General features: G+C 68.4%; 23 protein-coding genes, 2 pseudogenes and 1 riboswitch. Of the genes and pseudogenes, 12 read left to right on the top strand and 13 right to left on the bottom strand.

Translation table 11 applies throughout. From position 1 onward, the window contains the following. Positions 1 to 21 precede the first annotated feature (21 nt). A protein-coding gene (locus CA951_RS14475; protein WP_256973187.1) for an IS5 family transposase occupies positions 22 to 940 on the top strand; the annotation gives its coding sequence in 2 pieces (ribosomal slippage) (positions 22 to 381 and positions 383 to 940; 918 coding nt in all). Here the strand turns inward: CA951_RS14475 and CA951_RS45100 are convergent. The 3 genes and pseudogenes from CA951_RS45100 to CA951_RS14460 all read right to left on the bottom strand — a co-directional run bounded on the left by CA951_RS45100 (position 937) and on the right by CA951_RS14460 (position 2,069). Continuing rightward, positions 937 to 1,179: a hypothetical protein gene (locus CA951_RS45100; RefSeq protein WP_256973712.1), complete on the bottom strand. Its 243-nt coding sequence runs from the start codon at positions 1,177 to 1,179 to the stop codon at positions 937 to 939. The genes CA951_RS14475 and CA951_RS45100 overlap by 4 nt on opposite strands. A gap of 22 nt (positions 1,180 to 1,201) precedes the next feature. Continuing rightward, a pseudogene (locus CA951_RS45095) lies at positions 1,202 to 1,620 on the bottom strand (MFS transporter); the annotation flags it as partial. 254 nt (positions 1,621 to 1,874) lie between these two features. Further along, positions 1,875 to 2,069 carry a hypothetical protein gene (locus CA951_RS14460; RefSeq protein WP_087557476.1) on the bottom strand — a complete coding sequence of 65 codons (195 nt, stop codon included), beginning with the start codon at positions 2,067 to 2,069 and terminating at the stop codon, positions 1,875 to 1,877. Between the two features lie 220 nt (positions 2,070 to 2,289). Here CA951_RS14460 and CA951_RS14455 point away from each other — a divergent pair, with 220 nt between their 5' ends. Both CA951_RS14455 and CA951_RS14450 read left to right on the top strand, forming a co-directional pair. Next, complete coding sequence (locus tag CA951_RS14455; protein WP_087557475.1) at positions 2,290 to 2,643, top strand: serine recombinase; 354 nt, start codon at positions 2,290 to 2,292, stop codon at positions 2,641 to 2,643. A 70-nt stretch (positions 2,644 to 2,713) separates the two neighbouring features. Next, positions 2,714 to 3,466 carry an alpha/beta fold hydrolase gene (locus tag CA951_RS14450; protein WP_256973652.1) on the top strand — a complete coding sequence of 251 codons (753 nt, stop codon included), beginning with the start codon at positions 2,714 to 2,716 and terminating at the stop codon, positions 3,464 to 3,466. A 48-nt stretch (positions 3,467 to 3,514) separates the two neighbouring features. Here the strand turns inward: CA951_RS14450 and bla are convergent, their stop codons facing one another. Then, entirely contained in the window at positions 3,515 to 4,486 is a 972-nt protein-coding gene (gene bla / locus CA951_RS14445; RefSeq protein ID WP_087557474.1) for a class A beta-lactamase, read from the bottom strand. Between the two features lie 147 nt (positions 4,487 to 4,633). Here bla and CA951_RS14440 point away from each other — a divergent pair, with 147 nt between their 5' ends. Both CA951_RS14440 and CA951_RS14435 read left to right on the top strand, forming a co-directional pair. Next, the gene (locus CA951_RS14440) at positions 4,634 to 5,527 is read left to right on the top strand and encodes a LysR family transcriptional regulator (protein WP_087557473.1); all 894 of its coding nucleotides are present in this window, start codon (positions 4,634 to 4,636) and stop codon (positions 5,525 to 5,527) included. Continuing rightward, positions 5,524 to 6,429, top strand: coding sequence for a serine hydrolase (locus CA951_RS14435; protein WP_087557472.1), 906 nt, complete (start codon positions 5,524 to 5,526; stop codon positions 6,427 to 6,429). The genes CA951_RS14440 and CA951_RS14435 overlap by 4 nt, the downstream gene beginning before the upstream one ends. A 19-nt stretch (positions 6,430 to 6,448) precedes the next feature. Here CA951_RS14435 and CA951_RS14430 read toward each other — a convergent pair whose 3' ends face one another. The 3 genes from CA951_RS14430 to cobG are packed head-to-tail and all read right to left on the bottom strand — an operon-like array spanning position 6,449 to position 9,732. After that, on the bottom strand, positions 6,449 to 7,951 hold the full coding sequence (locus CA951_RS14430; protein ID WP_087557471.1) for a precorrin-2 C(20)-methyltransferase: 1,503 nt from the start codon (positions 7,949 to 7,951) through the stop codon (positions 6,449 to 6,451). Further along, a complete protein-coding gene (locus CA951_RS14425) occupies positions 7,948 to 8,574 on the bottom strand; it encodes a precorrin-8X methylmutase (protein ID WP_087557470.1) in 627 nt (208 codons plus the stop codon). Before CA951_RS14425 ends, CA951_RS14430 begins: the two co-directional genes overlap by 4 nt. Before the next feature lie 24 nt (positions 8,575 to 8,598). Beyond that, entirely contained in the window at positions 8,599 to 9,732 is a 1,134-nt protein-coding gene (gene cobG, locus CA951_RS14420) for a precorrin-3B synthase (protein ID WP_087557469.1), read from the bottom strand. Positions 9,733 to 9,738: 6 nt separating this feature from the next. Next, positions 9,739 to 9,882, top strand: a riboswitch (cobalamin riboswitch). A gap of 55 nt (positions 9,883 to 9,937) precedes the next feature. Between cobG and cobN the strand changes: the two genes are divergently transcribed. From cobN to CA951_RS14405, 3 genes are read left to right on the top strand one after another with little or no spacing between them, the layout of a single operon-like run. Next, entirely contained in the window at positions 9,938 to 13,540 is a 3,603-nt protein-coding gene (gene cobN, locus CA951_RS14415) for a cobaltochelatase subunit CobN (protein ID WP_087557468.1), read from the top strand. 17 nt (positions 13,541 to 13,557) lie between these two features. Then, entirely contained in the window at positions 13,558 to 13,953 is a 396-nt protein-coding gene (locus tag CA951_RS14410; protein ID WP_087557467.1) for a PPOX class F420-dependent oxidoreductase, read from the top strand. A gap of 20 nt (positions 13,954 to 13,973) precedes the next feature. Continuing rightward, positions 13,974 to 14,411, top strand: coding sequence for a TIGR03618 family F420-dependent PPOX class oxidoreductase (locus CA951_RS14405; protein ID WP_087557466.1), 438 nt, complete (start codon positions 13,974 to 13,976; stop codon positions 14,409 to 14,411). A 22-nt stretch (positions 14,412 to 14,433) separates the two neighbouring features. Here the strand turns inward: CA951_RS14405 and CA951_RS14400 are convergent, their stop codons facing one another. Further along, on the bottom strand, positions 14,434 to 15,018 hold the full coding sequence (locus CA951_RS14400) for a TetR/AcrR family transcriptional regulator (protein WP_087557465.1): 585 nt from the start codon (positions 15,016 to 15,018) through the stop codon (positions 14,434 to 14,436). 80 nt (positions 15,019 to 15,098) lie between these two features. Here CA951_RS14400 and CA951_RS14395 point away from each other — a divergent pair. Further along, positions 15,099 to 16,235 (top strand): annotated as a pseudogene (locus CA951_RS14395) (DUF418 domain-containing protein); the annotation flags it as partial. Here CA951_RS14395 and CA951_RS14390 read toward each other — a convergent pair. From CA951_RS14390 to CA951_RS14370, 4 genes are all read right to left on the bottom strand, one after another. Continuing rightward, on the bottom strand, positions 16,161 to 16,601 hold the full coding sequence (locus tag CA951_RS14390; RefSeq protein WP_373413807.1) for an ANTAR domain-containing protein: 441 nt from the start codon (positions 16,599 to 16,601) through the stop codon (positions 16,161 to 16,163). The pseudogene CA951_RS14395 and the gene CA951_RS14390 overlap by 75 nt on opposite strands. A gap of 422 nt (positions 16,602 to 17,023) precedes the next feature. Continuing rightward, positions 17,024 to 18,385 (bottom strand): metallopeptidase TldD-related protein, encoded by a 1,362-nt coding sequence (locus CA951_RS14380; protein ID WP_087557463.1) that lies wholly within the window; start codon positions 18,383 to 18,385, stop codon positions 17,024 to 17,026. Then, positions 18,382 to 19,902, bottom strand: coding sequence for a TldD/PmbA family protein (locus CA951_RS14375; protein WP_087557571.1), 1,521 nt, complete (start codon positions 19,900 to 19,902; stop codon positions 18,382 to 18,384). Before CA951_RS14375 ends, CA951_RS14380 begins: the two co-directional genes overlap by 4 nt. A 22-nt stretch (positions 19,903 to 19,924) precedes the next feature. Further along, a complete protein-coding gene (locus tag CA951_RS14370; RefSeq protein ID WP_087557462.1) occupies positions 19,925 to 20,692 on the bottom strand; it encodes a TSUP family transporter in 768 nt (255 codons plus the stop codon). Positions 20,693 to 20,738: 46 nt separating this feature from the next. On the opposite strand from CA951_RS14370, the gene CA951_RS14365 reads away from it, so the two are divergent. The 3 genes from CA951_RS14365 to CA951_RS14355 all read left to right on the top strand — a co-directional run bounded on the left by CA951_RS14365 (position 20,739) and on the right by CA951_RS14355 (position 23,751). Further along, positions 20,739 to 21,902 (top strand): sensor histidine kinase, encoded by a 1,164-nt coding sequence (locus CA951_RS14365; protein WP_087557570.1) that lies wholly within the window; start codon positions 20,739 to 20,741, stop codon positions 21,900 to 21,902. 152 nt (positions 21,903 to 22,054) lie between these two features. Next, positions 22,055 to 23,041: a glycoside hydrolase family 43 protein gene (locus tag CA951_RS14360; RefSeq protein WP_087557461.1), complete on the top strand. Its 987-nt coding sequence runs from the start codon at positions 22,055 to 22,057 to the stop codon at positions 23,039 to 23,041. A gap of 269 nt (positions 23,042 to 23,310) precedes the next feature. After that, positions 23,311 to 23,751, top strand: coding sequence for a VOC family protein (locus tag CA951_RS14355; RefSeq protein WP_087557569.1), 441 nt, complete (start codon positions 23,311 to 23,313; stop codon positions 23,749 to 23,751). Positions 23,752 to 24,002: 251 nt separating this feature from the next. Here the strand turns inward: CA951_RS14355 and CA951_RS14350 are convergent, their stop codons facing one another. Beyond that, positions 24,003 to 24,743: an alpha/beta hydrolase gene (locus CA951_RS14350; protein ID WP_087557460.1), complete on the bottom strand. Its 741-nt coding sequence runs from the start codon at positions 24,741 to 24,743 to the stop codon at positions 24,003 to 24,005. Positions 24,744 to 24,982 lie beyond the last annotated feature (239 nt).

The following is a 24,982-nucleotide window of genomic DNA, read 5'->3' as shown; positions in this document are numbered from 1 at the left end:
TTTGGGATGTTGTGCGGCAGCATGTTTGCTGTGACAGAGGTGACGGATCGATATCAAGTGTTGACCGAGAAGCAGTGGGCGTTGCTTGCGATGCTGTTACCCAGTTCGGATGGGCTGCGGGGGCGGAAGTTCCAGAATAACCGGCTCGTGGTGGAGGGGATGCTCTACCGGCTGCGTACCGGGCTCCCGTGGCGGGATCTACCTGCGCATTTCGGCCCCTGGAAGACGGTGTGGAAGCGGCATCGACGCTACGCCGGGGATGGAACATGGGATCGGGTACTCATGGCCCTGGCCGCGATGGCCGATGCCGGTGGCGACCTGGATTGGGCGGTGTCGGTGGATTCCACCGTGGTGCGGGTGCACCAGCACGGCGCCAACGCCGCGCGTGACACAGGGGGATCTGCCGAATTACACAAATCTGCTTGACGAACCGGTCGATCACGGCATCGGCCGGTCCCGCGGCGGGTTGACCTGCAAAGTTCACCTGGCGTGCGATGGCGACGGACGTCCGTTGTCGGTGCTGGTGGGTCCTGGCCAGGCCGGCGACAGCCCGATGTTCGGCCCACTCCTCGACGGCATCTGCGTGCCGCGCATCGGTGGCGGCGCACCCCGCACGCGCCCGGACGAGGTCCGTGCCGACAAGGCGTACACATCCAAGGCCAATCGAGAACTGCTACGCAGCAAGGGCATCAAGGCGGTCATTCCCGAGAAGTCCGATCAGGTGGCCAACCGCAAGAACAAGGGCAGCGCGGGCGGGCGGCCACCGAACTTCGATGCCGAGTCGTACAAGGGCCGCAACGTGGTGGAAAGGGCCTTCAACAAGGTAAAACAGTGGCGAGCGGTGGCAACCCGGTACGACAAGCTTGCCCTGACTTACCGGGCAGGATTCCTCCTCGCCGGCATCGTCGAATGGCTCAAACTATTGGGAGACATGTCCTAGGACGGGTCGGCGCTGTCCCGGTCGGGTTGCCGGGTTGCGCGGTACGCGGTGAACACGCCGGCCGTCGCGATGACGCCGAGACCGAGGAACAGCAGTTGCGCCGAGGCGAGGGTCGAGGGTGCGCCGAGATTGACCAGCACACCGGCGACCGCGGACCCGACGGACATCGCGATCAACTCGACCGTGTTGAGCCCGGCCGCCGCCTTGGCGCCCTCCTGAGCGTCGTCGGTGCTCTGCATGGCGGCGACCATCAGGCGCGACGAACGCGAGCCGCCAGTGGCCGAGCTGGGCGAACAGCCCGCCGATCGCCGGTCCGGCGAGAGTTCCCACGCCCCACATCGCCGACACCAATGCGGTCGCGCGGGCCCACAGACGTTCGGGCAACGCCTCGCGCAGTACGGCGTAACTCAGACCGGCGAGAAGGCCCCCACCGATCCCTGTACTGCACGTCCGACTGGGAGCACCTCCATCGACGGGCCGATCGCGCAGATCATCGTGCCCGCGAAGAACGGCGCCAGAGCGAATAGGTACGCACCGAGCGCCCCGCGGTGTGCGAGGAGGCGACTCACGGTCATCGACAAGATCACCGACGCCACCATGAAGACGGTCGCGCTCCAGGCATACAGCGATTCGCGACCGAGTTCGCCGATGGCGGTGGGCAGCAGACTCGTCGTCAGGAAGGGGAAGATGCGCGGTCTTTGGATCCGAAGGGCCTGCTGCCGGTGGGGGAGGTGTCCCGCCGCACCGGGTGTGGCCGCGTCGGCGCTCCACTACTACGAGCAACTCGAGCTGATCTCGTCGACGCGAACACGAACTCACCGGATGCATCGGGTGCGGGTGTCTGTCGATGAAGGCGTGCTGTTTGCTCAACCCCGAAGACGAACTCGCCGTACAGGGTTCGGGTCCGAGCCGGCCCCGAACGATGACGGATCGGTCAGAGGTATTCGTGGCGGTGTCCGCATTCGAGGCCGTCGGGGGCCGATCGTGAGCACCGATTCATGCAGTGGAAGACCCGGTACCGCTTGCCCGGAGGCAGCGACGCGAATCCGGCGTGGGCGTCCTTGATTTCGTATCCGATCGGACCGTGGCAGGACGAACAGGTCTTGGTCGCGTCGGTTCCGGTCTCCATTCGTCCATCGTAGGGCGGCTGACGGGCGGGCACGGCGAAATTCACGTCCCGCCTCGAGGTGCGGCATCGGCGTCCCGACCATACCGGGGACCGCGGGAAGGTCCACCGGAGTCTATTCGTGAGATCCCAAGAAACGCAGTAAAGCTCACGAACTTGCTTATTCCCTGCCGGTGGCTATGGTGCATGCAGGCATCAACGCCATCTACCGGAGGACTGAAATGTGAATGCAGCTACCGATCGTCAATGGGCGGTTCGTGACGCTGTTCTGCGTTGGCTTCTCGCGAAGGCGACCGAAGGGTATCGGAGTCCGATTCTGGACGCGGACGCCGTCGGTGAGACCGTGGGCTGGGCGCCGTCGCCCTTGACCCGGGACGACGTGGCCGACGCGTCGAATCATCTCTACAAAGAAGGGTATGTGACGGGCGTGCCGGTGATGGGTATCGGGATTCCGCGCCCGATGCTGACGGTGGCCGGTCGGCGGGTCGCCGAGGGTGGAAGGTCGCTGCGCCCAGTCGATTGCCGTCACGATGTCGACGGCGGGCAGTCGGTACTCGAAAGCGGCCTCGTGCATTAGCCATAGGTGAGTGGCACGGTGTGCGTCCGTACACCATGCCACTCACGTGCGGGGATGGCACACTGCGGGTGTGGAGCTTTCGCAGACCGTCGAATGGCGCGGCAGATCGGTGGCGTGGGACAGGTTCGGGAACGGCCCCGCCGTGGTGATGTGCCACGGGACACCATGGTCTTCGCAGCTGTGGTGGCCGTTCGCACGCGCACTCGCCGCCGAGTTCTCGGTCTACCTCTGGGACATGCCCGGGTACGGGCAGTCGTCGAAGGACGGCGCCCACGACGTCGATCTCGGCGTCCAGGGCGAACTGCTCGCCGACCTCCTCGGGCATTGGAACCTCGACGCACCCCACGTCGTCGCGCACGACTACGGGGGCGCCGTCTCGCTCCGCGCCCATCTCGTGCACGGCGCGCGGTACGCCTCACTGGCCCTGATCGACGTGGTGGCGCTGCGGCCGTGGGGATCCGACTACTTCCGGCTCGTCGCGGACAACGCCGACGTCTTCGCCACGCAACCGGCGTCCGTGCACCGTGGTGCCCTCGAGGCGTACATCGCGGGCGCATCCCACCGCGGACTGACCCCCGCTCAGATGGCCGTGCTGACCACGCCGTGGCTGTCGGAGGAGGGCCAGGTCGCGTTCTACCGGCAGATCGCCCAGGCCGACGAGCGGTTCACCGACGAGATCCAGGACCGGTACGCGTCGATCGACCTTCCCGTTGCGGTCGTGTGGGGCAGAGACGATGCGTGGATCCCCGTCGACCGAGCCGAGGAACTGGCGCGCCTCATCCCCGGAGCGACACTCGAGGTCATCGACGGTGCCGGCACCTGATCCAGTTCGACGCTCCCGTCGAACTGGCGGTGTCTCTGCACAGATGGCTCACGGCGCAGTCAAACCCTCGATGACGGCGGCGGTCGTGTCGGCGATCGCCTGGTTGTTTCCTTGCGCGTCTTCCTGATTCGTGAGGCTGTCGGTGAGGACGGCGAGAACGACGGGGGAGCCGTCCGGACTCCAGGCGACGCCGGCGTCGTTGGCGGTCCCGAACCCGCCGCCACCGGTCTTGTCGGCGGCGGTCCATCCGGGCGGCAGACCGGCACGCATCCGCTTGTCCGAAGTCTTGCTCGCCCGCATCCAGTCGAGCAGCTGATCGCGGCTCGCTGGGTCGAGCGCATCGCCCAGGAGCAGTGCCCGGAAACCCTGGGCGAGGCCGGCCGGTGTCGTCGTGTCCCGCGGATCGCCGCGGAAAGCAGTGTTGAGTTCGGTCTCCCACCGATCCAGTCGTGTGCTCTCGTCGCCGACGTCGCGGGCGAGTGCGGTGATCGCCTGCGGGCCCCCGATCTCGCGGAGCAGGTAGTTCCCGGCGGTGTTGTCGCTCTGCGTCAGCGCCGCTTCGGCGATCTGCCCCAATGTCATCGGGGTGCCCGCGGCAGCGGCGGTGACCGGCGAGTTCTCGACGAGATCGCCGGGTTCGATCACCACCGTCTTGTCGAGGGACGTCGACCCGTCCTCGATCCTGCGCAGGACCGCGGCGGAGGCGTAGGCCTTGAACGTCGAGCACATGGCGAACCGTTCGTCGCCCCGGTGGCTGTACACCGCGCCGGTCGCGGGATCGACGGCCGTCACGCCGATCCGCGTGGAGTACTGCGCTTCCAGTGCCCCGATTTTCGCGTCGAGGGACTGCTGATCCGGCGCCGCCACCCCCTCCGACGTCGCGGGTGGGGTTTGCTCCGCGTTGGCCGTGCACGCCCCGACCAGTAGCGGCAGAGTCAGTGCGAGGGCAACGGCGCCGCGACGACCGGTGCGCCACGGCTTCGGATGAGTGGGCTTCGGGTGTTGTCGATGTCTGGGCATGGGTCCAATGTGGGGTGCCCATGCCCATAGCGCAAAGACGACTCGGCCGTCGCGGCGAGTCGGGTGCGCTATCGACCCAGGTCAGGGGAATGCTTTGTGTGTCGGAAATGACGGTGTCACCGGAAGCGGACGGTCGGAACTGGTTCAATGGTCGCCATGGATCTGCTTCGTCATCTGAGTTTCTTTGTCGCCGTTGCCGAAGAGGGACACTTCGGGAATGCCGCGTCGCGACTCGGCATGACGCAGCCGCCGCTCTCGCAGGGGGTGCGTCGGCTCGAACAGAGACTCGGCACGGAGTTGATTCAGCGCAGTGCCCGCGGCGTCGGACTCACCGACGCCGGACGCCAATTGCTCCCGCGTGCGCGGCTTCTCGTGGACGACGCCACCCGATTCGAGGACGAGGCGCACCGCATCGCGGGTGGTCGCGACGCGGTGGTGCGATGGGGTGTCCCGCACTCGGTGGCCGACGCCGTGGTGGTGCGGTGCGTCCGTGCGCTGCGCGACGCCGACGCCACGCACCCCACCCGGGTGGAGACGGCCACGGCGTCGACCACCGAGCTCGCGGACGCCGTCCGCGCGGGCAGTCTCGACGTCGCCGTGGTCGAACACCCGGCCCTGCTGACGGGACTCGACAGCGGCCCGGTGATCAAGCTGCGGCGGTGGGTGGTGGTGCCCGACGACCACCCGGTGGCAGCCGCGAAGAAGGCGCAGGTCCGGATGCTGCGCGGGCTGACGCTGGCCACCGGTCCACGCTCGGACAATCCGCCTGCCCACGACCTGTTCGTCGACCTGTGGCGGGTCCGGGGTCTGGACCCTGACATCGTGATCGCCTCGGGGCAGCGGGAACTCCTCACACGCGTGTCCGCCGGCGGGCATTTCGGGGTTACGGCGACGCCGCCCACGGCGATGCCCGGTGTGGCCTGGGTCGATCTGCTGCGCAACGACCTCTCGCTGCGCGTGCGCATCGTCTGGCGCTCCGGGGCCGACGTCGCACCGTCTGCCGCGGCCCTCGACCGGGTGCTGATCAGGGCCGATCGATGACATCGGCGGAGAAGCGGATCCGGGACGTCTTCGCCGACGCCGGGTGCACCGGATGGTTGCACGCCCGCCGCGTCGGAACCCCGGTCGACGACGCAACCGACATCGCAGTCGGCGCGGACGACCTCGTCGTTCTCGCGTCCGTCTACAAACTTCCGCTGCTCGTGGCCCTGTGCCGCGCTTTCGAATCCGGGGAGTTGTCGCCGACCGCGACCGTCCGGGTCAATCCGGCCGACTGCACCCCGGGACCGACCGGAGTGTCGACGTTCCGCGACCCGGTGGTGCTGAGCTGGCGGGATCTGGCGCTGTCGATGATGACCGTGTCCGACAACGCGGCCGCCGACCTGGTTCTCGGGCAGGTGGGACTCGAGAGCGTCGAGCGGGCACTGTCGGAATTGGGCCTGACGAGCACCCGCATCATCGGCGGCACCGCCGATGCGCACCGCAGCCTGGTGATCGACGCCCACGCGCACACCACCGCCGAAGCATTTGCGGCGCTGGCCGACAACGACGAGGCGTGGACGGTGTCCGCCTACGACCCGTCGTACGCGAGCGCGACGACCCCGCGGGAGATGACGTCTCTTCTCGACGCGATCTGGGCCGGACGGGCGGTGCCCGGGGCGCAGGGCGAGTTCGTCCGGCACGTGATGTCCGCGCAGATCTGGCAGCACCGCATCCGTTCCGGGTTTCCGCACTCCGGGGTGGACGTCGCCGGGAAGACCGGCACCATCGGCGCCATCCGCAACGAGGTGGCAGTCGTGACGTTTCCCGGGGAGATTCCCGTCGCCGTCGCCGTCTTCACCCGTGCCGCCCGAACGGACCCGGTGCTACCGGTGGTCGATGCCGCGATCGGGCACGCCGCCCGGATCGCGGTGACCGAACTCCGCTCCGGCAGCGTCGCATGATGGCTGCCCCGGTGCCAGCTCAGCCCGGATAGCGCCGGGGGGTGAAGACCCTCGTCCCGTGTTCGTTCTCGACGACGGTCGTCATGGAGGAGCCCACGATGAGCAGGCACCGCATGTCGATCTCGGCGGGGTCGAGGTCGGCGAGGCGCACGACCCGCACCGATTCCTGCGCGCCCGCCACGTCGCGGCCGATGATCACCGGGGTGTCGGGAGAGCGGTGCTCGAGCACGAGGTCGCGCATCGCGGCGACCTGCCAGGTGCGTGACTTCGACGCCGGGTTGTAGACGGCGAAGGCCATGTCGGCGCTCGCGACCGCCGAGATGCGTTGCGCCACGACATCCCACGGCTTGAGCCGATCGGACAGGGACAGCACGGCGTAGTCGTGTCCGAGGGGTGCGCCGACCCGGCTGGCCACGGCGTTCGCGGCGGTCATGCCGGGCAGCACACGGACGGGGACGCCCCGCCACTGTTCCTCGGCGGCGACTTCCAGCACCGCGGCGGCCATCGCGAACACACCGGGGTCGCCCGAGGACACGACGGCGACGCGGGCCCCGTTCTTGGCGAGGTCGAGCGCCATCGCGGCGCGTTCGGCCTCGACCCGGTTGTCGCTGGAGTGCCGGCGCTGGCCCGGACGTTCGGGGACCCGGTCGATGTACGGCCCGTATCCGACGAGGTCGGTGGCCAGCGACAGTTCGTGCTGCACTTCGGGGGTCGTCCAGGCCTGATCGCCGGGGCCGAGCCCGACGACGACGAGTTCGCCCTGTGGCGGCTGGTCGTCGCGGCGGGCGTTCGACGGACTGGGCACGATCGCGATCGAGAAGTAGGGCACGTCGCTGTCCGACACGTCGTCCGCGTGGTCGATCTTCTGCCGGGTCGTGCTGGCCCGCTCGACGTACCACGTCTCGTCGATGCGACCGGAGTCTTTCAACGCCTGCCGCACCGCCGGGTAGGTGCGTCCGAGTTTCAGGATCGCGGCCGCGTCGGTCTCCCGCAGGCGCCGCGTCAGCTCACCGCGGGGCAGGGTGCCGGGCAGGACGGTGAGGATTTCCTCGCCCTCGACGAGCGGCATCGCCAGTGCGGCCGAGGCGGCGCTGATCGACGTCACGCCGGGAATCACCTCCGCCTCGAAGCGCGGTGCCAGCCTCTTGTGCATGTGCATGTAGGAGCTGTAGAACAGCGGGTCGCCAGCCGCGAGCAGCGCCACGGAACGGCCGGCCTCGAGGTGCGCGGCGAGCCGCTGCGACGCTTCCTCGTAGAACTCGTCCATCGCCCCCTGGTATCCGCCCGGGTGGTCGATGGTCTCGGTGGTGACCGGGTAGACGAGGTGTTCCTCGATCTGGCCCTCACATAGGTACGGGGCCGCGACCGCGCGGGAGATGCTCTTGCCGTGCCGGGCGCTGTGGAACGCCACCACGTCGGCCTCGGCGATGACCCGCGCGGCTTTGACCGTCACCAGTTCCGGGTCGCCCGGTCCGATGCCGACGCCCCACAGCTTGCCGGTCGACCGCTCTTCGGAACTCATTCGACTTCGCTCGCAATCGCATTCAGCGCCGCAGCCGTGATGGCACTGCCACCGCGGCGGCCGCGGACCACCAGATAGTCGAGTCCGCTCGGGTGCTCGATCAACGCTTCCTTCGACTCCGCCGCACCGATGAACCCGACCGGGCCGCCCACGATCGCGGCAGGCCGGGGTGCGCCGGATTCGATCATGTCCAGCAGGTAGAACAGGGCGGTCGGGGCGTTGCCGATCGCGACGACGGCGCCCTCCAGCTTGTCGGCCCACAATTCGAGCGCGGCCGCCGAGCGGGTGTTCCCGATCTGCTCCGCCAGCACCGGAACCCGGGGGTCGCGGAGGGTGCAGATCACCTCGTTGTCCGCCGGGAGACGCTTGCGGGTGACGCCGGCAGCGACCATCTGCGCGTCGCACAGGATCGGGGCGCCGTTCGCCAGTGCGGTGCGGGCGGCCTTCACGACGCCGGGGGTGAACGCGACGTCGTCCACGAGATCGACCTGACCGCTCGCGTGGATCATGCGGACCACGGCCTGTGAGACGTCCTCGGGAAAGGCACTGAGATCCGCCTCGGCGCGGATCGTGGCGAAGGACTGGCGGTAGATCTCCGCGCCGTCTCGGATGTACTCGATCATCCGCTCACGATAGAGGCTCCGGGTTCACCGCTCTTCCACCCGGTAACCCGTCTCGGTGGCGACGACGTCGGCGACCTCGCCCTTGGGCCGGCCGCAGCAGCGCTCGCAACCCGACCAGTGCTGTCGGCCCTCCACCGGGAGTTCGCCGCTCGCGACGGCGTCCCGCGCGTCGGTCCGGACATCGGCGAGGGCCTTCTCGCATCCGGGTTGCCCGGTGCAGGCGCTGACGTTCAGCCACGGGGAGTTCTCGTCGAAGATCAGGCCCATCGGGGCGAGGACCCGAACCACCTGCTCGGCTGACCACTCATCCAGATCGCACAGCAGCACCGTTTTCCACGGCGTGACGATCACCGGCTTCTCGACCGCGGCGAGAAACTCCGCCAGCCGGGCGTCGAGGACCCCGAACGCGAGACCGCCGCCGAGGGTCACGTTGCCGTCCGGCTGGTCGAGCCACCCGATCGGAGGCCGGTGCTCGTCGAACCCGGGCACCGGGTCGGCGGTCGGTGCGAGCGTCAACGCCGACAGCGTCCGCTCGACCCCGTCGACGATCTCGGACAGCCGCCAGTGCCGATCGCGCAGCTCCAGGAAGACGCGGGCGGCATCGACGAGCACCGACACCGAATCCGCTGTCGGGATCCGGGCCCCGCTGTCGCGACCGGCGAGGATCAGTGCGACCTCCGACCCATCGACCGCGTGGACCCCGAAATCGGCGCCGAGCGCCGTGACGTCGCCCCGCCCGTCGTCGAGAGTGAACAGGGTGCGGCCGGGCAGGTCCGCCAACGCGGAGTCGGCGCACAATGTCCGGTCGAGGACGCCGACCAGTTCGCGCAGGTCCGTGAGGCCACCGATCCGGCCGGTCAGCGGCGAGACGAGGATGTTCCGGACCCGTTCGTGCGTCTCCGAGGGCAGCAGGCCCGCGTCGGCGAGGCGCCGGGCGAACTCCAGCGGGTCCCGGACCGCCCGCAGTTGCGCATTGCCGCGGGACGTCAGTTCGATCTCGCCGTTCCCGAGGTCGCGCGCCGATTCCGCGAGGGTCTGCAGCTGCGCGGACGTCAGCACGCCGCCGGGGAGGCGGACCCGGGCGAGCGCACCGTCGGCCGCCTGGTGGACCTGCAACGCGCCGGGGCATGCATCGGGGCGGGAACGGGAGTCGACCATGGTCCCAGGTTACGTCCGGCCCCGGGTAGCATCACCAGCACTTGCGACAGCAGGAGAGGAAGCCGGTGAGAATCCGGCGCGGTCGCGCCACTGTGAGCTCGCCGAATCCGGTGGGCGAGCCAGACCCTCACCTGCCGTCCTCCGACCTCCGGTTCCGCACAGAACCACCGCCACGGGGCGCGACACCCCCAGGAAGGCTCCACACGTGATCCTGCTGCTCTCCACCTCCGACACCGACCTGCTCAGCGCACGCGCCAGTGGGGCGGACTACCGCTGGGCCAACCCGGCACGGCTGCTCGTCGAGGAGGATCTGCCGGGGCTGCTCGCCGGCGCCGACCTGGTGGTGGTGCGAATCCTCGGCGGCAAGCGGGCGTGGGAAGAGGGACTCGACGCGGTCCTGGCCAGTGGACTGCCCGTGGTGGTCCTCGGCGGCGAGCACGCCCCGGACGCCGAATTGATGGAGTGCTCGACGGTCGCGGCCGGTGTCTCGGCGGAGGCGCACAACTATCTCGCCGAGGGCGGTGCCGACAACCTCGCCCAACTGCACCACTTCCTGTCGGACACCGTGCTGCTGACCGGGCACGGTTTCGAGGCGCCGGTCCACCTGCCGAGCTGGGGTGTCGCGCCGTTCGCCCCCGGCGCCGCCGCGGACCGCCCCACGATCGCCGTTCTCTACTACCGCGCCCAGCACCTGGCCGGGAACACCCGCTACATCGAGGCCCTGTGCGACGCCGTCGACGCGGCGGGCGGCACTCCGCTGCCGATCTTCTGCGCGTCGCTGCGCACCGCCGAACCGGAGTTGCTGACGACGCTGCGCCGCGCGGACGCGATGGTGGTCACCGTGCTCGCCGCAGGCGGCACCAAGCCGGCGGGCGTCTCGGCCGGCGGCGACGACGAGGCGTGGGACGTCGCCGCGCTGGCCGCGCTGGACGTGCCGATCCTGCAGGGGCTCTGCCTGACCAGCAGCCGGGAGTCGTGGGAGTCCAACGACGACGGACTGTCCCCGCTCGACGTGGCCACCCAGGTCGCGGTCCCCGAGTTCGACGGCCGGCTGATCACGGTGCCGTTCTCGTTCAAGGAGATCGACGCCGACGGCCTGTCCACCTACGTTCCCGACGCCGAGCGCGCCTCCCGGGTGGCGGGCATCGCCGTCCGGCACGCCCGGCTCCGGCACATCCCCGCGCCCGAGCGCCGGATCGCCCTGATGCTGTCGGCGTACCCGACGAAGCACGCCCGCATCGGTAACGCCGTCGGTCTCGACACCCCGGCCAGCGCGATCAGGTTGCTCACCGAGATGCGGGCCGCCGGCTACGACCTGGGCCCCGTGGACGGGCCGGACTCCGTGCCCGGCCTCGCAGCCCAGGACGGCGACGCGCTCATCCACGCCCTCATCGCCGCAGGCGGCCAGGACCCGGACTGGCTGACCGCGGAGCAACTGGAGGGGAACCCGATCCGGATCTCCGCCGGCCGCTACCACGAATGGTTCTCGGCGCTGCCCGCCGAACTGCGCGAGGGCGTCGAGGAACACTGGGGACCCGCGCCGGGCGAACTGTACGTCGACCGTTCGCAGGACCCTGCCGGTGAAATCGTCATCGCGGCAATGCAGTTCGGAAACCTCGTCCTGATGGTGCAGCCGCCGCGCGGATTCGGCGAGAAGCCGGTCGCGATCTACCACGACCCGGACCTGCCGCCGAGCCACCACTACCTCGCCGCGTACCGGTGGATCGCGGCGGACGCCGCGGCCGGCGGTTTCGGCGCCGACGCCGTCGTCCATCTCGGCAAGCACGGAAACCTCGAATGGCTGCCCGGCAAGACGCTCGGCATGTCCGCTTCGTGCGGCACCGACGCCGCGCTCGGCGACCTGCCCCTGATCTACCCGTTCCTCGTCAACGACCCCGGCGAGGGCACGCAGGCCAAGCGCCGCGCCCACGCGACCCTCGTCGATCACCTGATCCCGCCGATGGCCCGCGCCGAGAGCTACGGCGACATCTCGCGGCTCGAGCAGCTCCTCGACGAGCACTCGAACATCTCCGCGCTCGACCCGTCCAAGCTGCCCGCCATTCGCCAGCAGATCTGGACGCTGATGCGTGCCGCGAAGATGGACCACGACCTCGGACTCGAGGAACGTCCCGACGAGGACGTGTTCGACGACATGCTGCTGCACGTCGACGGCTGGCTGTGCGAGATCAAGGACGTCCAGATCCGGGACGGCCTCCACGTGCTCGGTGCGGCGCCCCGGGACGACGCCGAGGTCGAACTGGTGCTCGCCATGCTGCGCGCCCGGCAGATGTGGGGCGGCGAGCAGAACGTCCCCGGACTCCGTGAGGCACTCGGCCTCAGCGAGGACGGCGACGAAACCCGCACCCGCGTGGACGAGATCGAGCAGCAGGCGCACGCGCTGGTGCAGGGCATGCACGACGCCGACTGGAACCCGGACACCGCCGACACCCTCACCGACGACGCCACGGTCGCGAAGATCCTGCGCTTCGCCGCCACCGAGGTGGTGCCCCGGCTGCGGGAGACGAACAACGAGATCGCTCAGGTGCTGCACGCGCTCGACGGCGGTTTCATCGCCGCCGGGCCGAGCGGGTCGCCACTGCGCGGGCTGATCAACGTGCTCCCGACAGGCCGGAACTTCTACTCCGTCGACCCGAAGGCCGTGCCGTCCCGGCTCGCCTGGGAGACCGGTCAGGCAATGGCCGAATCCTTGCTGGACCGCTACAAGTCCGATCACGGCGAGTGGCCGCGGTCGGTGGGTCTGTCCGTGTGGGGCACGTCCGCGATGCGCACGTCCGGAGACGACATCGCCGAGGTCTTCGCGCTGCTCGGCGTGCGACCGGTGTGGGACGAGGCGAGCCGGCGCGTGGTGAACCTCGAGGTGATCGACCTCGACGAACTGGGCCGTCCGCGCATCGACGTCACGGTCCGGATCAGCGGCTTCTTCCGGGACGCGTTCCCGCACGTCCTGGCGCTGCTCGACGACGCCGTCCGGCTCGTCGCCGCACTGGACGAACCGGCCGAGAGCAACTTCGTGCGCGCCCACGCGCAGGCGGATCTCGCCGAGCACGGCGACGAACGGCGCGCGACCACCCGCATCTTCGGGTCCAAGCCGGGCACCTACGGGGCCGGACTGCTCCAGCTGATCGACTCCAAGAGCTGGCGCGGCGACGCCGACCTCGCCGACGTGTACACCACGTGGGGTGGGTTCGCGTACGGCCGCGGACTGGACGGCGCACCGGCCGCCGACGACATGCGGACGGCCTACCGGCGAATCACCGTGGCGGCCAAGAACACCGACACCCGCGAACACGACATCGCGGACGCCGACGACTACTTCCAGTACCACGGCGGGATGGTCGCGACCGTGCGGGCGCTCACCGGGAAGTCGCCCGAGGCGTACATCGGCGACAGCACCCGGCCCGAGTCGGTGCGCACCCGGACCCTGTCGGAGGAGACGTCCCGCGTCTTCCGGGCCCGGGTCGTGAACCCGCGGTGGCTCGAGGCGATGCGCCGCCATGGCTACAAGGGTGCGTTCGAGATGGCGGCGACCGTCGACTACCTGTTCGGATACGACGCCACCACCAACGTCGTCGCCGACTGGATGTACGAGAAACTCGCCGAGTCGTACGTGCTGGACGAGCAGAACCGCAAGTTCATGGAACAGTCCAATCCGTGGGCCCTGCACGGCATCGCCGAACGCCTCCTCGAAGCGGCCGAGCGGGACATGTGGGAGAACCCCGAGCAGGAGACCCTCGACAGCCTGCGGCAGGTGTACCTCGAAACCGAAGGCGAACTCGAAGGGGACTGACCGGCTTCCGGGCTAGCATGGGCCGGGTGACCACAGAATTCGATCGGGTGTCGTCCGCGAAGTATGTCCTGCTCACCACGTTTCGGAAAGACGGCACCCCGGTGGCGACGCCACTGTGGGCCGCCGCCGACGGTGACCGTCTGCTGATGTGGACGGTCACCGACTCCTACAAGGTCAAACGCATCCGCCGCAATCCGGAGGTGACGGTGGCCGCGTGCGACGCGCGCGGCAAGCCGAAGGGCCCCGAGGTGCCCGCCCGCGCCGTCATCCTCGACGCCGCGGACACCGACCACACCCGGGACGTGATCGCCCGCAAGTACGGCATCCTCGGCTGGCTCACGATGAAAGGCAGCCTCCTGCGCCGAGGGAAGACCGGCACCATCGGACTCGCCGTCACGGCCGACGACCGGTAGGAACCCAGTAGTCTCGGTGGATGACGACTCTCGAGGACGCTGTAGCGCTGGCACGGGACGACAACGGTCTGGCGGTGGTCGCCACCCTTCGCGCGAACGGAACCATTCAGGCCTCGATGGTCAACGTCGGCCTGCTCGAGCACCCGGCCACGGGCGAACCGGTTCTGGGATTCGTGACCTACGGAAGGGTGAAGTTGAACAACCTGAGGTCTCGCCCTCAGGTCGCGACCACCTTCCGGGATGGGTGGCAGTGGGCGACCGTCGAGGGAACAGCCGAGATAGCCGGTCCCGACGACCCCCAGCCGTGGCTCGACGACGAGAGACTGCGGCTTCTGCGTCGGGAGGTGTTCGTCGCCGCCGGAGGCACGCACGAAGACTGGGACGAATACGACCGGGTGATGGCAGAGCAGGGTCGGGCGGTCGTCTTCGTCCGGGTCGATCGGGTCTACAGCAACTGACAACCTGCGAGGCACGAACCCCTCAGGCGAGGCTGCGGAGATGCTCGGCGATCATGCGCTGCGCCGTGTCGGGAGTGTCGGTCCCGCCGAGCAGAACGTGCATCGCCACACCGTCGACGAGTGCGTGTAGACGCATCGCCTCCGCTTCCACGTCGATGTCCGTCGCGACGAGACCGTGCCGCGCGAGACCGGTCAGGATCGCGGCGCACGCACCGCGGAGTTGTCGCTGGGCGTCGAGGGCGATGTCCTTCAGCAGGGGGTGGGCGGGGCTCTCGGCGACGAGTGCCAGGTTCACTTCCATTTCGCAGCGTCGGCGATCGTCGAGGGGGAGTACCTCGTCCAGCACGGCAAGCGCACGCTGCCACGGGTCGTCGATCGAGGCATGGGCTTGTGCGCGTTCGCGGACCCGGGTGGCGACCAGACGCATCGAATAGGCGAGAAGTTCGGCCTTGCTGGCGAACACGTGCCGCAGTGATCCGCTGGAGATGCCGGCCTCGGCGGCCACGTCGCGGACGGACACGGCGCCGATGCCGTCGCGTTGGATCACCCGCCACAGAGCCTCGGCGATGTCCTGCTGCCGTCGGTCGTGGTCGATGAGCTTCGGCACCCCGCCATGTTAACACGGTCGTGTTAGCATCAACTTTTGTTGGCACGATCGTACTAACAAGTACTGGAGGGGCTGAACGGATGACGTCGCAACCATCGAGTTCCCACCGCTACGCCGCGCTCGACGTCATGCGCGGAGCGGCGATCCTGGGCACGCTCGCCACCAACATCTGGATCTTCACCAACGTCGAGGGGTTGGTCGGATACATCAACGGCACCGGAAGGGCCACCGGGGGATGGGCTCCGGTGCAGGCGGTGCTGCAGCAATTCGCGCAGGGCAAGTTCCTCGGCCTGCTCACCGTGATGTTCGGCATCGGTCTGGTCATCCAGCAGCGGTCCGCCCAGCGGCGCGGTCAGCGATGGCCGGGCGGATACCCCTGGCGCGCAGCGCTACTGATGCTCGACGGAGCACTGCACTTCCTGCTGTTCACCGAGTTCGACGTCCTGACCGGCTACGCCCTCACCGGACTGATCGTCGCCTTCATCCTCACCACGGGCATCCGCGCGCAACGAACGTGGATCGTGTGCGCGGTGGCCGTCCACGCGGCGATGCTCGCCCTCGTCGTCGCGGCGCTGTCCTCGGCGCCTGCGCGGGAACCGCAGCCGCTGTCACCGAATCCCTATGCGGACGGCAGTTTCTGGGACCTCGTCGGCTTCCGCGCCGACAATCTGGTGCTGTTCCGGCTCGAGGTGCTGTTCATCCTGCCGCTGTCGATCGCACTGTTCCTCGTCGGCGCGCACCTCTACGGTGCGCGCGTCCTCGACCCGGACCGCGGCACGCTGCGTCGCCGGCTGATTGTCGCGGGCCTCGCGATCGCCCTTCCGCTCGACCTCGCGCTCGGACTGTTCGGTGGAGACGCGGGTCTGATCCTCGGCAGGTACGGGACCGCGCCGATCGTGGCATTGGGATTACTCGCCGCGATCGCGCACCGCTACGCCGAGGGGCGCACACCCGGCGCACCCGGCCGGGCATTCTCGGGCGTCGGCCGCACCGCGCTCAGTTGCTATGTGCTGCAGAATATTCTGTGCTCGATTGTCTGCTACGGCTGGGGATTCGGTCTCGCGGCCCGGTTGGACGGCACCACCGTGGTTCCGGCGACGGTCGCGCTGTTCACTGCCGTCTCGGCGACCCTGATCGTTGTGTCACACCTGTGGTTGCGGCGATTCGATCGTGGGCCGCTCGAATGGCTCACACATCGGGGTTACCAGCGTCTCACCCGGGCGGACCGGTGCGGCGTAACGCGCCAGCAGCGTCGTCCATTCCTTGAACTCGAGGGCGTACGCCGGTGCCGGCGTCGTCACGGACGGGCACGGCTGGCGCCGAGTCGCCAATTCCACCAGCGACTTCGCCGCCCGCAACACGCTGACGTGGTGATGGCGGGAGACGTCGAGCAATTCCTCGAACGCCTCGGCGTCGCCGTATCCTCGGGTGGCGATGAGGATTCCCTTCGCGGTGGCGAGGACCTCGCGTCCGTCCGGGTGGCGGTGCGGAATCGAATGTGCAGCCGGTGCGGCCTCGAGTACGTCGTTCGACACTGTGATCTCCTGGATTGGGAAACTTCGCTGAATGCTCGGCGCGGTCATACCGCCGCCACCATCAGCGCCGTGGCGAGGACGACGATCAGTCCCCCCGTCGCGGCGGCGAGAACTGAACCGGTGATGATGCCTATGCCGGTGGCGCAGACGAGGCAGACGAATGTCGTCAGTGCCACGTCGGCGAGCGCGAACCGTCTCGTGAGCTTGGTGTGGCCGTGGAGTGCTTCGCGTATGCGAGTATCGGAGTGCATGAAACCTCCTATTGAGACGTGCAAGGGACGGACTCAGGGCGTGCGCCGACTACGCGGCGATGCGGTGAGTTTCGGTCCCGTTCTCTGGAGACCTGAATATGACATCCGCGGCCAAACGTCTCTGGAGTGAGAAATCTCATATGCGTGATGTCTGCAGCATTTATAACGGAAACCTCACGGGCTGTCACCTAGACGAGCGTCCGCATAGAAATTGCGCCCTCAGAGCGCCTTGCTGACCGACGACATGTGGAAGTCCGGCACCCGCAGCGACGGCATCGCCGTCCGGGTGAACCAGTCCTTCCACTCGCGGGGCAGGGTCCGCTCGGTGGCGCCGGCCTGCGTGACCCTCCGCAGCAGGTCCAGGGGGCTTTCGTTGAATCGGAAGTTGTTCACGGCGCCCGTGACCTTCCCGTTCTCGACGAGGTAGACGCCGTCCCGCGTCAAGCCCGTGAGCAGCAGCGTGGCAGGGTCGACCTCCCGGATGTACCAGAGGGTGGTCAGCAGCAGTCCGCGTTCGGTCTCGGCCACCATCTGGTCGAGCGACACCGAACCGCCGGCGTCGAGGATCAGGTTGTCGCCGGGCACGGTCGCCTCGGCGCCGAACTCCTTCGCCGCCGCCCGCGGGTATGCGAGCGCACCGACGGTGCCGTCGCGGATCCAGTCGACCCGGCCCGCGTCCATCCCGTTGTCGAAGACGGACACCGATTCGGACGACGACCCGGAGATTACGAACGGCGCATATTCCAGGCCGAGCGCGGCGGGATCGGAGTAGAGGGTGAGGGGGAGTGCACTGAGCTTTTCGCCGATGCGGGTTCCCCCGGGCGCCGACAGGGCGGAATGGCCCTCTTCTGCGGCCCTGCCCTCCATGGTCCACATGAGGTAGATCATGAGGTCCGCGACCGCGGACGGCGGCAGGATCGTCTCGTACCGGCCCGCGGGCAACTCCACGCGGTTGCCGGCCCAGTCCAGGCGCGTCGACAGGTCCTCGAGCAACTTCACTCCGGCCACATCGGTGAAGTCCTTGGTGCTGGTGCCCACCCAGGCGCTTGCGTCGCCGCGTTTGCCGTTGATCTCGACCGACCCGGTCGGTTGGACGAATCGGCGCCGGATCCCCGTCGACGTGCCCAGCCACGTGGTGTGCAGCTGATGGTGCGCGAAACCGTAGAGCTGGTCGTCGCCGTCGAAGCCCATGCTCAGGTCCTGGGCGAGTTGTTCGAACGCGCCGATTTCGGTGCGCTGCGCCGAATCCTCCCAGCGCTCGTCGGTGCCGGTTCCGGTGAGCAGCGGCATCGAATCGGACGCGGGTGTGGCTGCGCGGGCGGAGATTTCGGCGGATCGGACCACCCCGTCGATGTCGGCGACGTCGACGGACGCGGAGGTGACGATCCCGACCCTGGCGTCCTGCCCGGACCGGACGATGGAGATGACCGTCCAACTGCGTGAGGTGGACACGCCGTTGGTGGTCATCGAGTTGCCCGCCCACCGCAGCGACGCCTCGCTGGCATCGGTGACGATCACGATGGTTTCGTCCACGGTGGCCCGGGCGAGGACCTGCTCGACGAGTTGCTGCGGTGCGATCATCGGCCGCCTTCCGTCCGGGTGTTCAGTACGTTGACGCCGCGGAACAGTGCCGACGGGCAGCCGTGGCTGACGGCCGCGACCTGACCGGGCTGCGCCTTCCCGCAGTTGAACGCGCCGCCGAGCTGCCACGTCGACCGGCCGCCGACGGCGTCCATCGAACCCCAGAAGTCGGTGGTCGTCGCCTGATAGGCGACGTCGCGGAGTTGCCCGTCGAGCTTGCCGCCGCGGATGCGGTAGAACCGCTGGCCGGTGAACTGGAAGTTGTAGCGCTGCATGTCGATCGACCAGGACTTGTCGCCGACCACGTAGATGCCGTCCTCCACCCCGGAGATCAGGTCCTCGGTGCTGCGGTCGGTGTCGGGATCGGGCTGCAACGACACGTTCGCCATCCGCTGGATCGGGACGTGGTGCGGCGAGTCGGCGTACGAGCAGCCGTTCGACCGCGCCAGCCCGAGCCGGGGCGCGAACGCCCGGTCGAGTTGGTAGCCGACGAGAATCCCGTCGGCGACCAGGTCCCAGGACTGCGTCTCGACGCCGTCGTCGTCGTACCCGACCGTGGCGAGGCCGTGCCGCTCGGTCCGGTCGGCGGTCACCCGCATGATCGGTGTCCCGTAGCGCAGCGTGCCGAGCTTGTCGGGCGTGGCGAACGACGTGCCGGCGTAGGCGGCCTCATAGCCGATGGCCCGGTCGTATTCGGTGGCGTGCCCGATGGACTCGTGGATCGTCAACCACAGGTTGGTCGGGTCGATCACCAGATCGGTGGGGCCGGCCACCACGCTGGGGGCCTTCACCTTCTCGGCGAGCAGGTCCGGGATGCGGGCGAGTTCGTCGGTCCAGTTCCACACGCCGTCTCCGGCGACGTATTCCCATCCGCGGCCGACGGGGGGAGCGAGGGTGCGCATCGTCTCGAACACGCCGGCCGACTGGTCGACGGTGGTCGCTTCGAGTTGCGGATGCAACCGCACCCGTTGCTGCACGATGGAGGACCCGGCGAGATCGGCGTAGAACGTCTGCTCCTTCACCTGCAGGCATCCCGCGGTGACGTGGTCGACGCCGTCCGACGCGAGCAGTCGGCGGGAGTATTCGCCGAGCAGCGAGATCTTCTCCGATGCGGGGATTTCGAACGGATCGACGTCGTAGTCGGACACCCAGTGCACGTCCGAGTACACCGCCTCGTCCGCGAGTTCGACGGTTTCCCGGTTCAGCCCGCGCAATGCCCGGGCGACGGCGACGGCCTGTTCCGCGGTGGCGGCGGCGGTCGCGGGGGTCAGCTCGGCGTGCGAGGCGAAACCCCACGTGCCGTCGACGACGACCCGCACCGCGAACCCGAGTTCGTCCGTGTCGACCGCCGATTGCACTTCGCCGTCGCGCAGCCGCAAGGACTGGCTGGTCAGTCGGTGTACCCGCAGATCGGCGTGCGACGCACCCGCCGCACGGGCGGCGGCGAGTGCCGCGTCCGCCAGCGAACGCAGCGGAAGGGCAAGGAATTCCGGATCAACCTGTCGTGGAGCCGTCACCTGGACCACCGTAGTCGGTCGATCACCCGAATTGCTGCCAACCCAACCGGATCACCATCGCGATCACCACGACCAGCAGCGTGATCCGGACGAAACCGGCACCCTTGCTCAGTGCCATCCGCGAACCGGTGATCGCGCCGATCACGTTGCAGACCGCCATGCTCAGGCCGAGCGCCCACAGCACGTGGCCGGTGGCGGCGAAGAAGATCAGCGCACCGAGATTCGATCCGAGATTGATCACCTTCGCCATCGCGGCGCTGCGCACGAATTCGGTGCCGAGAAACGTCGCGAAGCTGATGATGAGGAACGTCCCGGTGCCCGGCCCGAACAGGCCGTCGTAGAAACCGAGGAGCCCGGCGGAGAGCAGGACGACGGCAACGACCTTCCGCCGGGTCGGGGGATCCTTCGCCAGCGTGGTCCCGAGTTGCGGACGGATGGTCACGAACACGGCGACCCCGACGAGCACCGCCATGATGAGCGGGATGAAGACGTCCTTGTCGATGCGCGACACCGTCGCGGCGCCGAGTGCGGACGTCACCGCCGCGAGAACACCTGCGGGAACCAGTAGCCGCCAGTTCATGGGGATGCGGCGCGCGAACGTGACGACGGCGGCGGACGTGCCAGTGAACGCGGTGAGCTTGTTGGTGGCCAGCGCCGCCTGCGGCGTCAGCTGCGGTGCGACGAGAAACAGTGCGGGAATGAGGATCAGCCCGCCGCCGCCGACGACGGCGTCCACCCACCCGGCGGCCGTCGCGGCGGTGAGAAGAAGCGCCCAGTCACCCACATTCATGGTGCCGACTCAACCACACCCGTCGCGAGGTACTTACGCTGTGGACATGAGGAGGTTCAGTCTGTGGCTGCGGGGCAAGCCGACGGTTGCGGACTCGATGTTGGCGGCGATCCTGTTCACCCTCGAGGTGTTCGTGTTCACCGCGTCGGGAGACCGCTCGCCCTGGGTGCAGCTGGTCATGGGTTTCCTGCTGTGCCTGCCGATCGCGTGGCGCCGCAGGTATCCGCGGGCGGCGGCAGGCGCCGTGCTGGTGATGTCCATCACGATCACCTTCATCAGTTATTCCATCGGCGACCTCGACGCCGAGCACCCCGGCCTGCTGGCGCTCGCCGTCTCCCTGTACACGCTCGTCGCGTACGTCGACCGCCGCACCGCCGCGGTGTACGCGGCGGGTCTGGTCGTCGACTCCGTCCTGTCGATCTGGTTGCTGGAGCAGGAATTGCTGGCGGCCGGACTGTTTTCGGTCCTCGTCTTCGCGCTGTCCTGGATCACCGCGGAATTCCTCGGCGCCCGCCGCGCCTACGACGAGGAGGTCGCCGCTCGCCTCGTCGTCGCCGACTACGACCGGGATCGCCGCGCCGAGGACGCGGTGGCCGCCGAGCGGACCCGGATCGCCCGGGAACTGCACGACGTGGTCGCGCACGCGGTGAGCGTGATGATCGTGCAGGCCGACGGTGCGTCGTACGCCCTGAAGAGCAACCCAGACATCGCGAAGCAGGCACTGACCAACATCGCGAGCACCGGGCGGGAGGCGCTGGCGGAACTGCGGCGCACCGTGTCGCTGCTCCGCACCGAACCGGCGGCCGACGACATGCCCCAGCACGGCACGGCCGGCCTCGCCCGGGTGGTCGACATGATGCGCAGCGCCGGCCTGCCCGTGGAACTGGAGCTGACGGGGGAGTTGGACGACGTCAGCCCGGCAGTCAGCCTCGGCGTCCACCGACTCGTCCAGGAATCGCTGACCAACGTTCTCCGGCACGCCGGAGAACGCCCCCGAGCCAAGGTGCGGGTGCGGCGCCGCGAGACGGACGTCCTCGTCGAGATCACCGACAACGGCAACTCGTCCGGGCAGTTCTCGCTCGGATCGGGCAACGGATTGCTAGGGATGCGGGAGCGGGTCGCCGTCCTGCACGGCACGCTCGAGGCGGGACGGCAGACCGACGGGAGTTGGCGGGTCACCGCGGAGTTGCCGCTCGAACTGGAGGACTGAGCGGCCGTCATAATCTGCGCTTACCGCTGTGATTTCTCGCGGTTCGCGGCGAGCGTCTCTGCGGCGACTCGCCGCAGCCATGATCAGGCCCACCGCGACCACAATCTGTCCCAACGCGTGCGGCCAAAGTTACGCATGGTGCGCCTGCTGTCATGGATACTGCACCGGTGATGCTGACCAAACGAACCTGCTTCTCGGCCGTTTCGATGGTGATGCTCGCTGTCGCGGGACTGCTGGTCGCGGCCCCGGGGAGCAGCGCCGCCGCGCCGCCCGGCTGGCGATACACAATGGTGGCGTTCAGCAACGTCAGCGACCGCGACATGGATGTATACGAGTCGGGGGACGGCACGGAGTTCCAACCCGTCGGACTGTCGGCGTATCGGCCCCCGTCAGGGCTTGTGCGTGATCCGAGCATCTTCCGGAACACAGACGGGTTGTATTACGTCACCTATACAACAGGCGGTGGGGCGAATATCGGCTTCGCGCGCAGTAGTGACCGCATCAACTGGACACCCCTGGGGAACTATCCGGTCCCGTTCTGCTGCGCATTCATGCCAGGTACGGGGGACGGCACGGGTTCTGCGAGTCCGCCCGGCTTCTCGGGGTCGGCCGGGTTCAAGGACGGACCGTCGCTGTCGCCATTCGTCACCAAAGCCTGGGCGCCCGAATGGTTCGTGGACGGCGACCGAGTCAACGTCATCCTGTCGCTGTCGACCGGTGGAGGATTCGTGCCGTATCTGATGACGGCACTGGAACCATCGCTCAGGTTGTGGAGCCCGCCTGTTCCGCTCGCCGGGATCGGCGCGGACCACATCGACACCACCGTGGTCAAGGTGGGATCGACCTACCATGCGTTTACCAAGAACGAGACGAAGAAGGTCGTCGAGCATGCGGTCTCGACGTCGGTGACGGGACCCTATTCATTCGTCCCGCCCGGAAATTGGGGCTCGCTGGTGGAGGGCCCAGCCCTGGTTCAATTGCCGAACGACGCCTGGCGGATCTATCTCGACGCCTACACCGAAGGAAAGTATCTCTACTCCGACAGCACGGATGGGTTGCGCACGTGGTCGCCCGTGCAAGAGCTTCCGGGGCTGTCCGGGACAGCGCGCCACTTCGGCGTGATGACAGAGCCTGTGTGACGACGACACGGTGACGGTCACGTCGTCGGCACAGGAAATCCAGCTCTGTATCGATGGCGTGCCACTTCTTTCACGACCAAATCGGTCACCAGTTATCGAGACGACGTGAGCTCCTGCGTCGTCCTGCGGGTCCAGGCGACCATGGGTTTCGGCAAGAGTGGCGGCCGGCGGCAGTCGGTGGCGGGTCCACTGTCGGAACCTTACTGTCGAGATCCGAGCCCCGGCTCCGTCCCAGCATCGAATCGGCTCAACTTTGGAGGATGGATCCCATGGCACACGTACAACGTTTCGACCACATCGGCATCACCGTCGCCGACCTCGACTCGGCAACGGCGTTCTTCGTCGGACTGGGTCTCGAGGTAGAGGGCACGGGATCGGTGGAGGGCGAGTTCGTGGAGACCGTCTGCGGCATTCCCGGCGCGCATTGTGAGATCGTGATGCTGCGGCCGCCCGACGGTGGATCCCGGCTGGAGCTCTCGGCCTTCGTCACTCCCGACCACGTGCCCGGATCGCCAACAGCGATGGCCAACGAGCTTGGACTGCGCAACGTGTCCTTCGAGGTCGGCGACCTCCAGGCGGCCGTCGACGCGGTGGCTGCGGACGGGTACGGGCTCGTCGGCGGCATCGGCGAGTACGAGAACAGCGTGCGGATGGCCTACGTGCGTGGGCCAGAGGGGATTATCGTGTCCCTGTTCGAGCAGATCGGCTGACGCGCTGCGCGCTACCCGCGTGTGTCAATCAGGTGACCCCGACGGAATCCGGTGAGCCTGGGGATCCGCCGGCGCCTGGCCCGAGACTCGGAGCGTCAGCGGTGACACGGCCGAGGAGATCGCCGAGCTCGAGGCCCAGCCAGGTAAAGGAGGATCGGCCCTCCCTGTCAAGGAGGGCCGAGGCCAATCTCGAATGAGCGGCATCCTGGCCGGCAGCTCCGATCGTGTGCTGCCGGCCTGCCGGGTCTGCCCTACTTCAGGTGCCGGGCGAAGAACCGGTTCCCGTCATCGCCCTCGAACTGGGGGACGCCGGTGTGCCCGCCCATATTGGCGTGCAGCGTCTTCTCCGTGGAGCCGAAGGCGTCGAACAGGTCCAGAGCCTGTTGCCGGTCGTTNCCTTCGTCGTCCCATTGCAGTAGGACCTGCAGCGGAATGGNGACCTGCCGGGCCTCCTCGAACATGCTGCGGGGCACGANACTCCCGGCGAACAGGAGGGCGGCNGTGATGCGCGGCTCGACCACTGCCAGNCGGATGCCGATGGCGATCACCCCTCCCGAGTACCCGACCGGACCGCCGATTTCGGGCAGCGAAAGCAGGGCGTCCAGGGCGGCTCGCCATTCCGGGACGGCCGTTTCGACGAGGGGGAGGACGAGTCGGTCGACGATCTCATTATCGACCGGCTCGCCGGCCTCCAGTGCCCGGCGCAGGTCGGTGCGGGCCTGCTCGGCGGCGGCGGCGGAACGGGGCCGGGCACCGCTTCCGGGGAGCTCGATGGTGGCGGCGGCGAAGCCCTCCGCCGCGGCGTGCCGGGCTCGGGCCGCCAGTCGGGGATACATCATGTTCAGTCCACCGGGGTGGCCGGCCAGGATCAGTGGTGCCGGTGCGGCTCCGGATGCGGATCTGGGCGTCCACAGGATTCCGGGGATCTCACCGAGGGTGAATTCGCGTTCGAGGACGTCGTGGTCGAGGTGCTGTTCGGAAGTGAAGTGCATGGTGTGCCTTTCGGGAGTGCTCGTGATCGGCGCTCCCGGACGACCTGTCGTCCGGCCGTGACCCCGGAGGGGAGCACCCGTCTCGATACTGCGTTCACGGGTACCACCTCCTCGTTCTCTCGCACGGCCTCCGGAAAGTAGCAGTGGTCGCCGGGATCCGCCAACAGGTTTATGCGGAGGCCGTCGGACCGGAGGCCCGGAGCCACTTCTGCCGGGACTGTCCGGGGCGAACGAATTCC

This window comes from Rhodococcus sp. NCIMB 12038, from assembly GCF_002165735.1.
Taxonomy (GTDB): domain Bacteria; phylum Actinomycetota; class Actinomycetes; order Mycobacteriales; family Mycobacteriaceae; genus Rhodococcus_F.
Note: the sequence above shows the minus strand (reverse complement) of the source record. Positions and strands in the feature narration are given on the sequence as shown.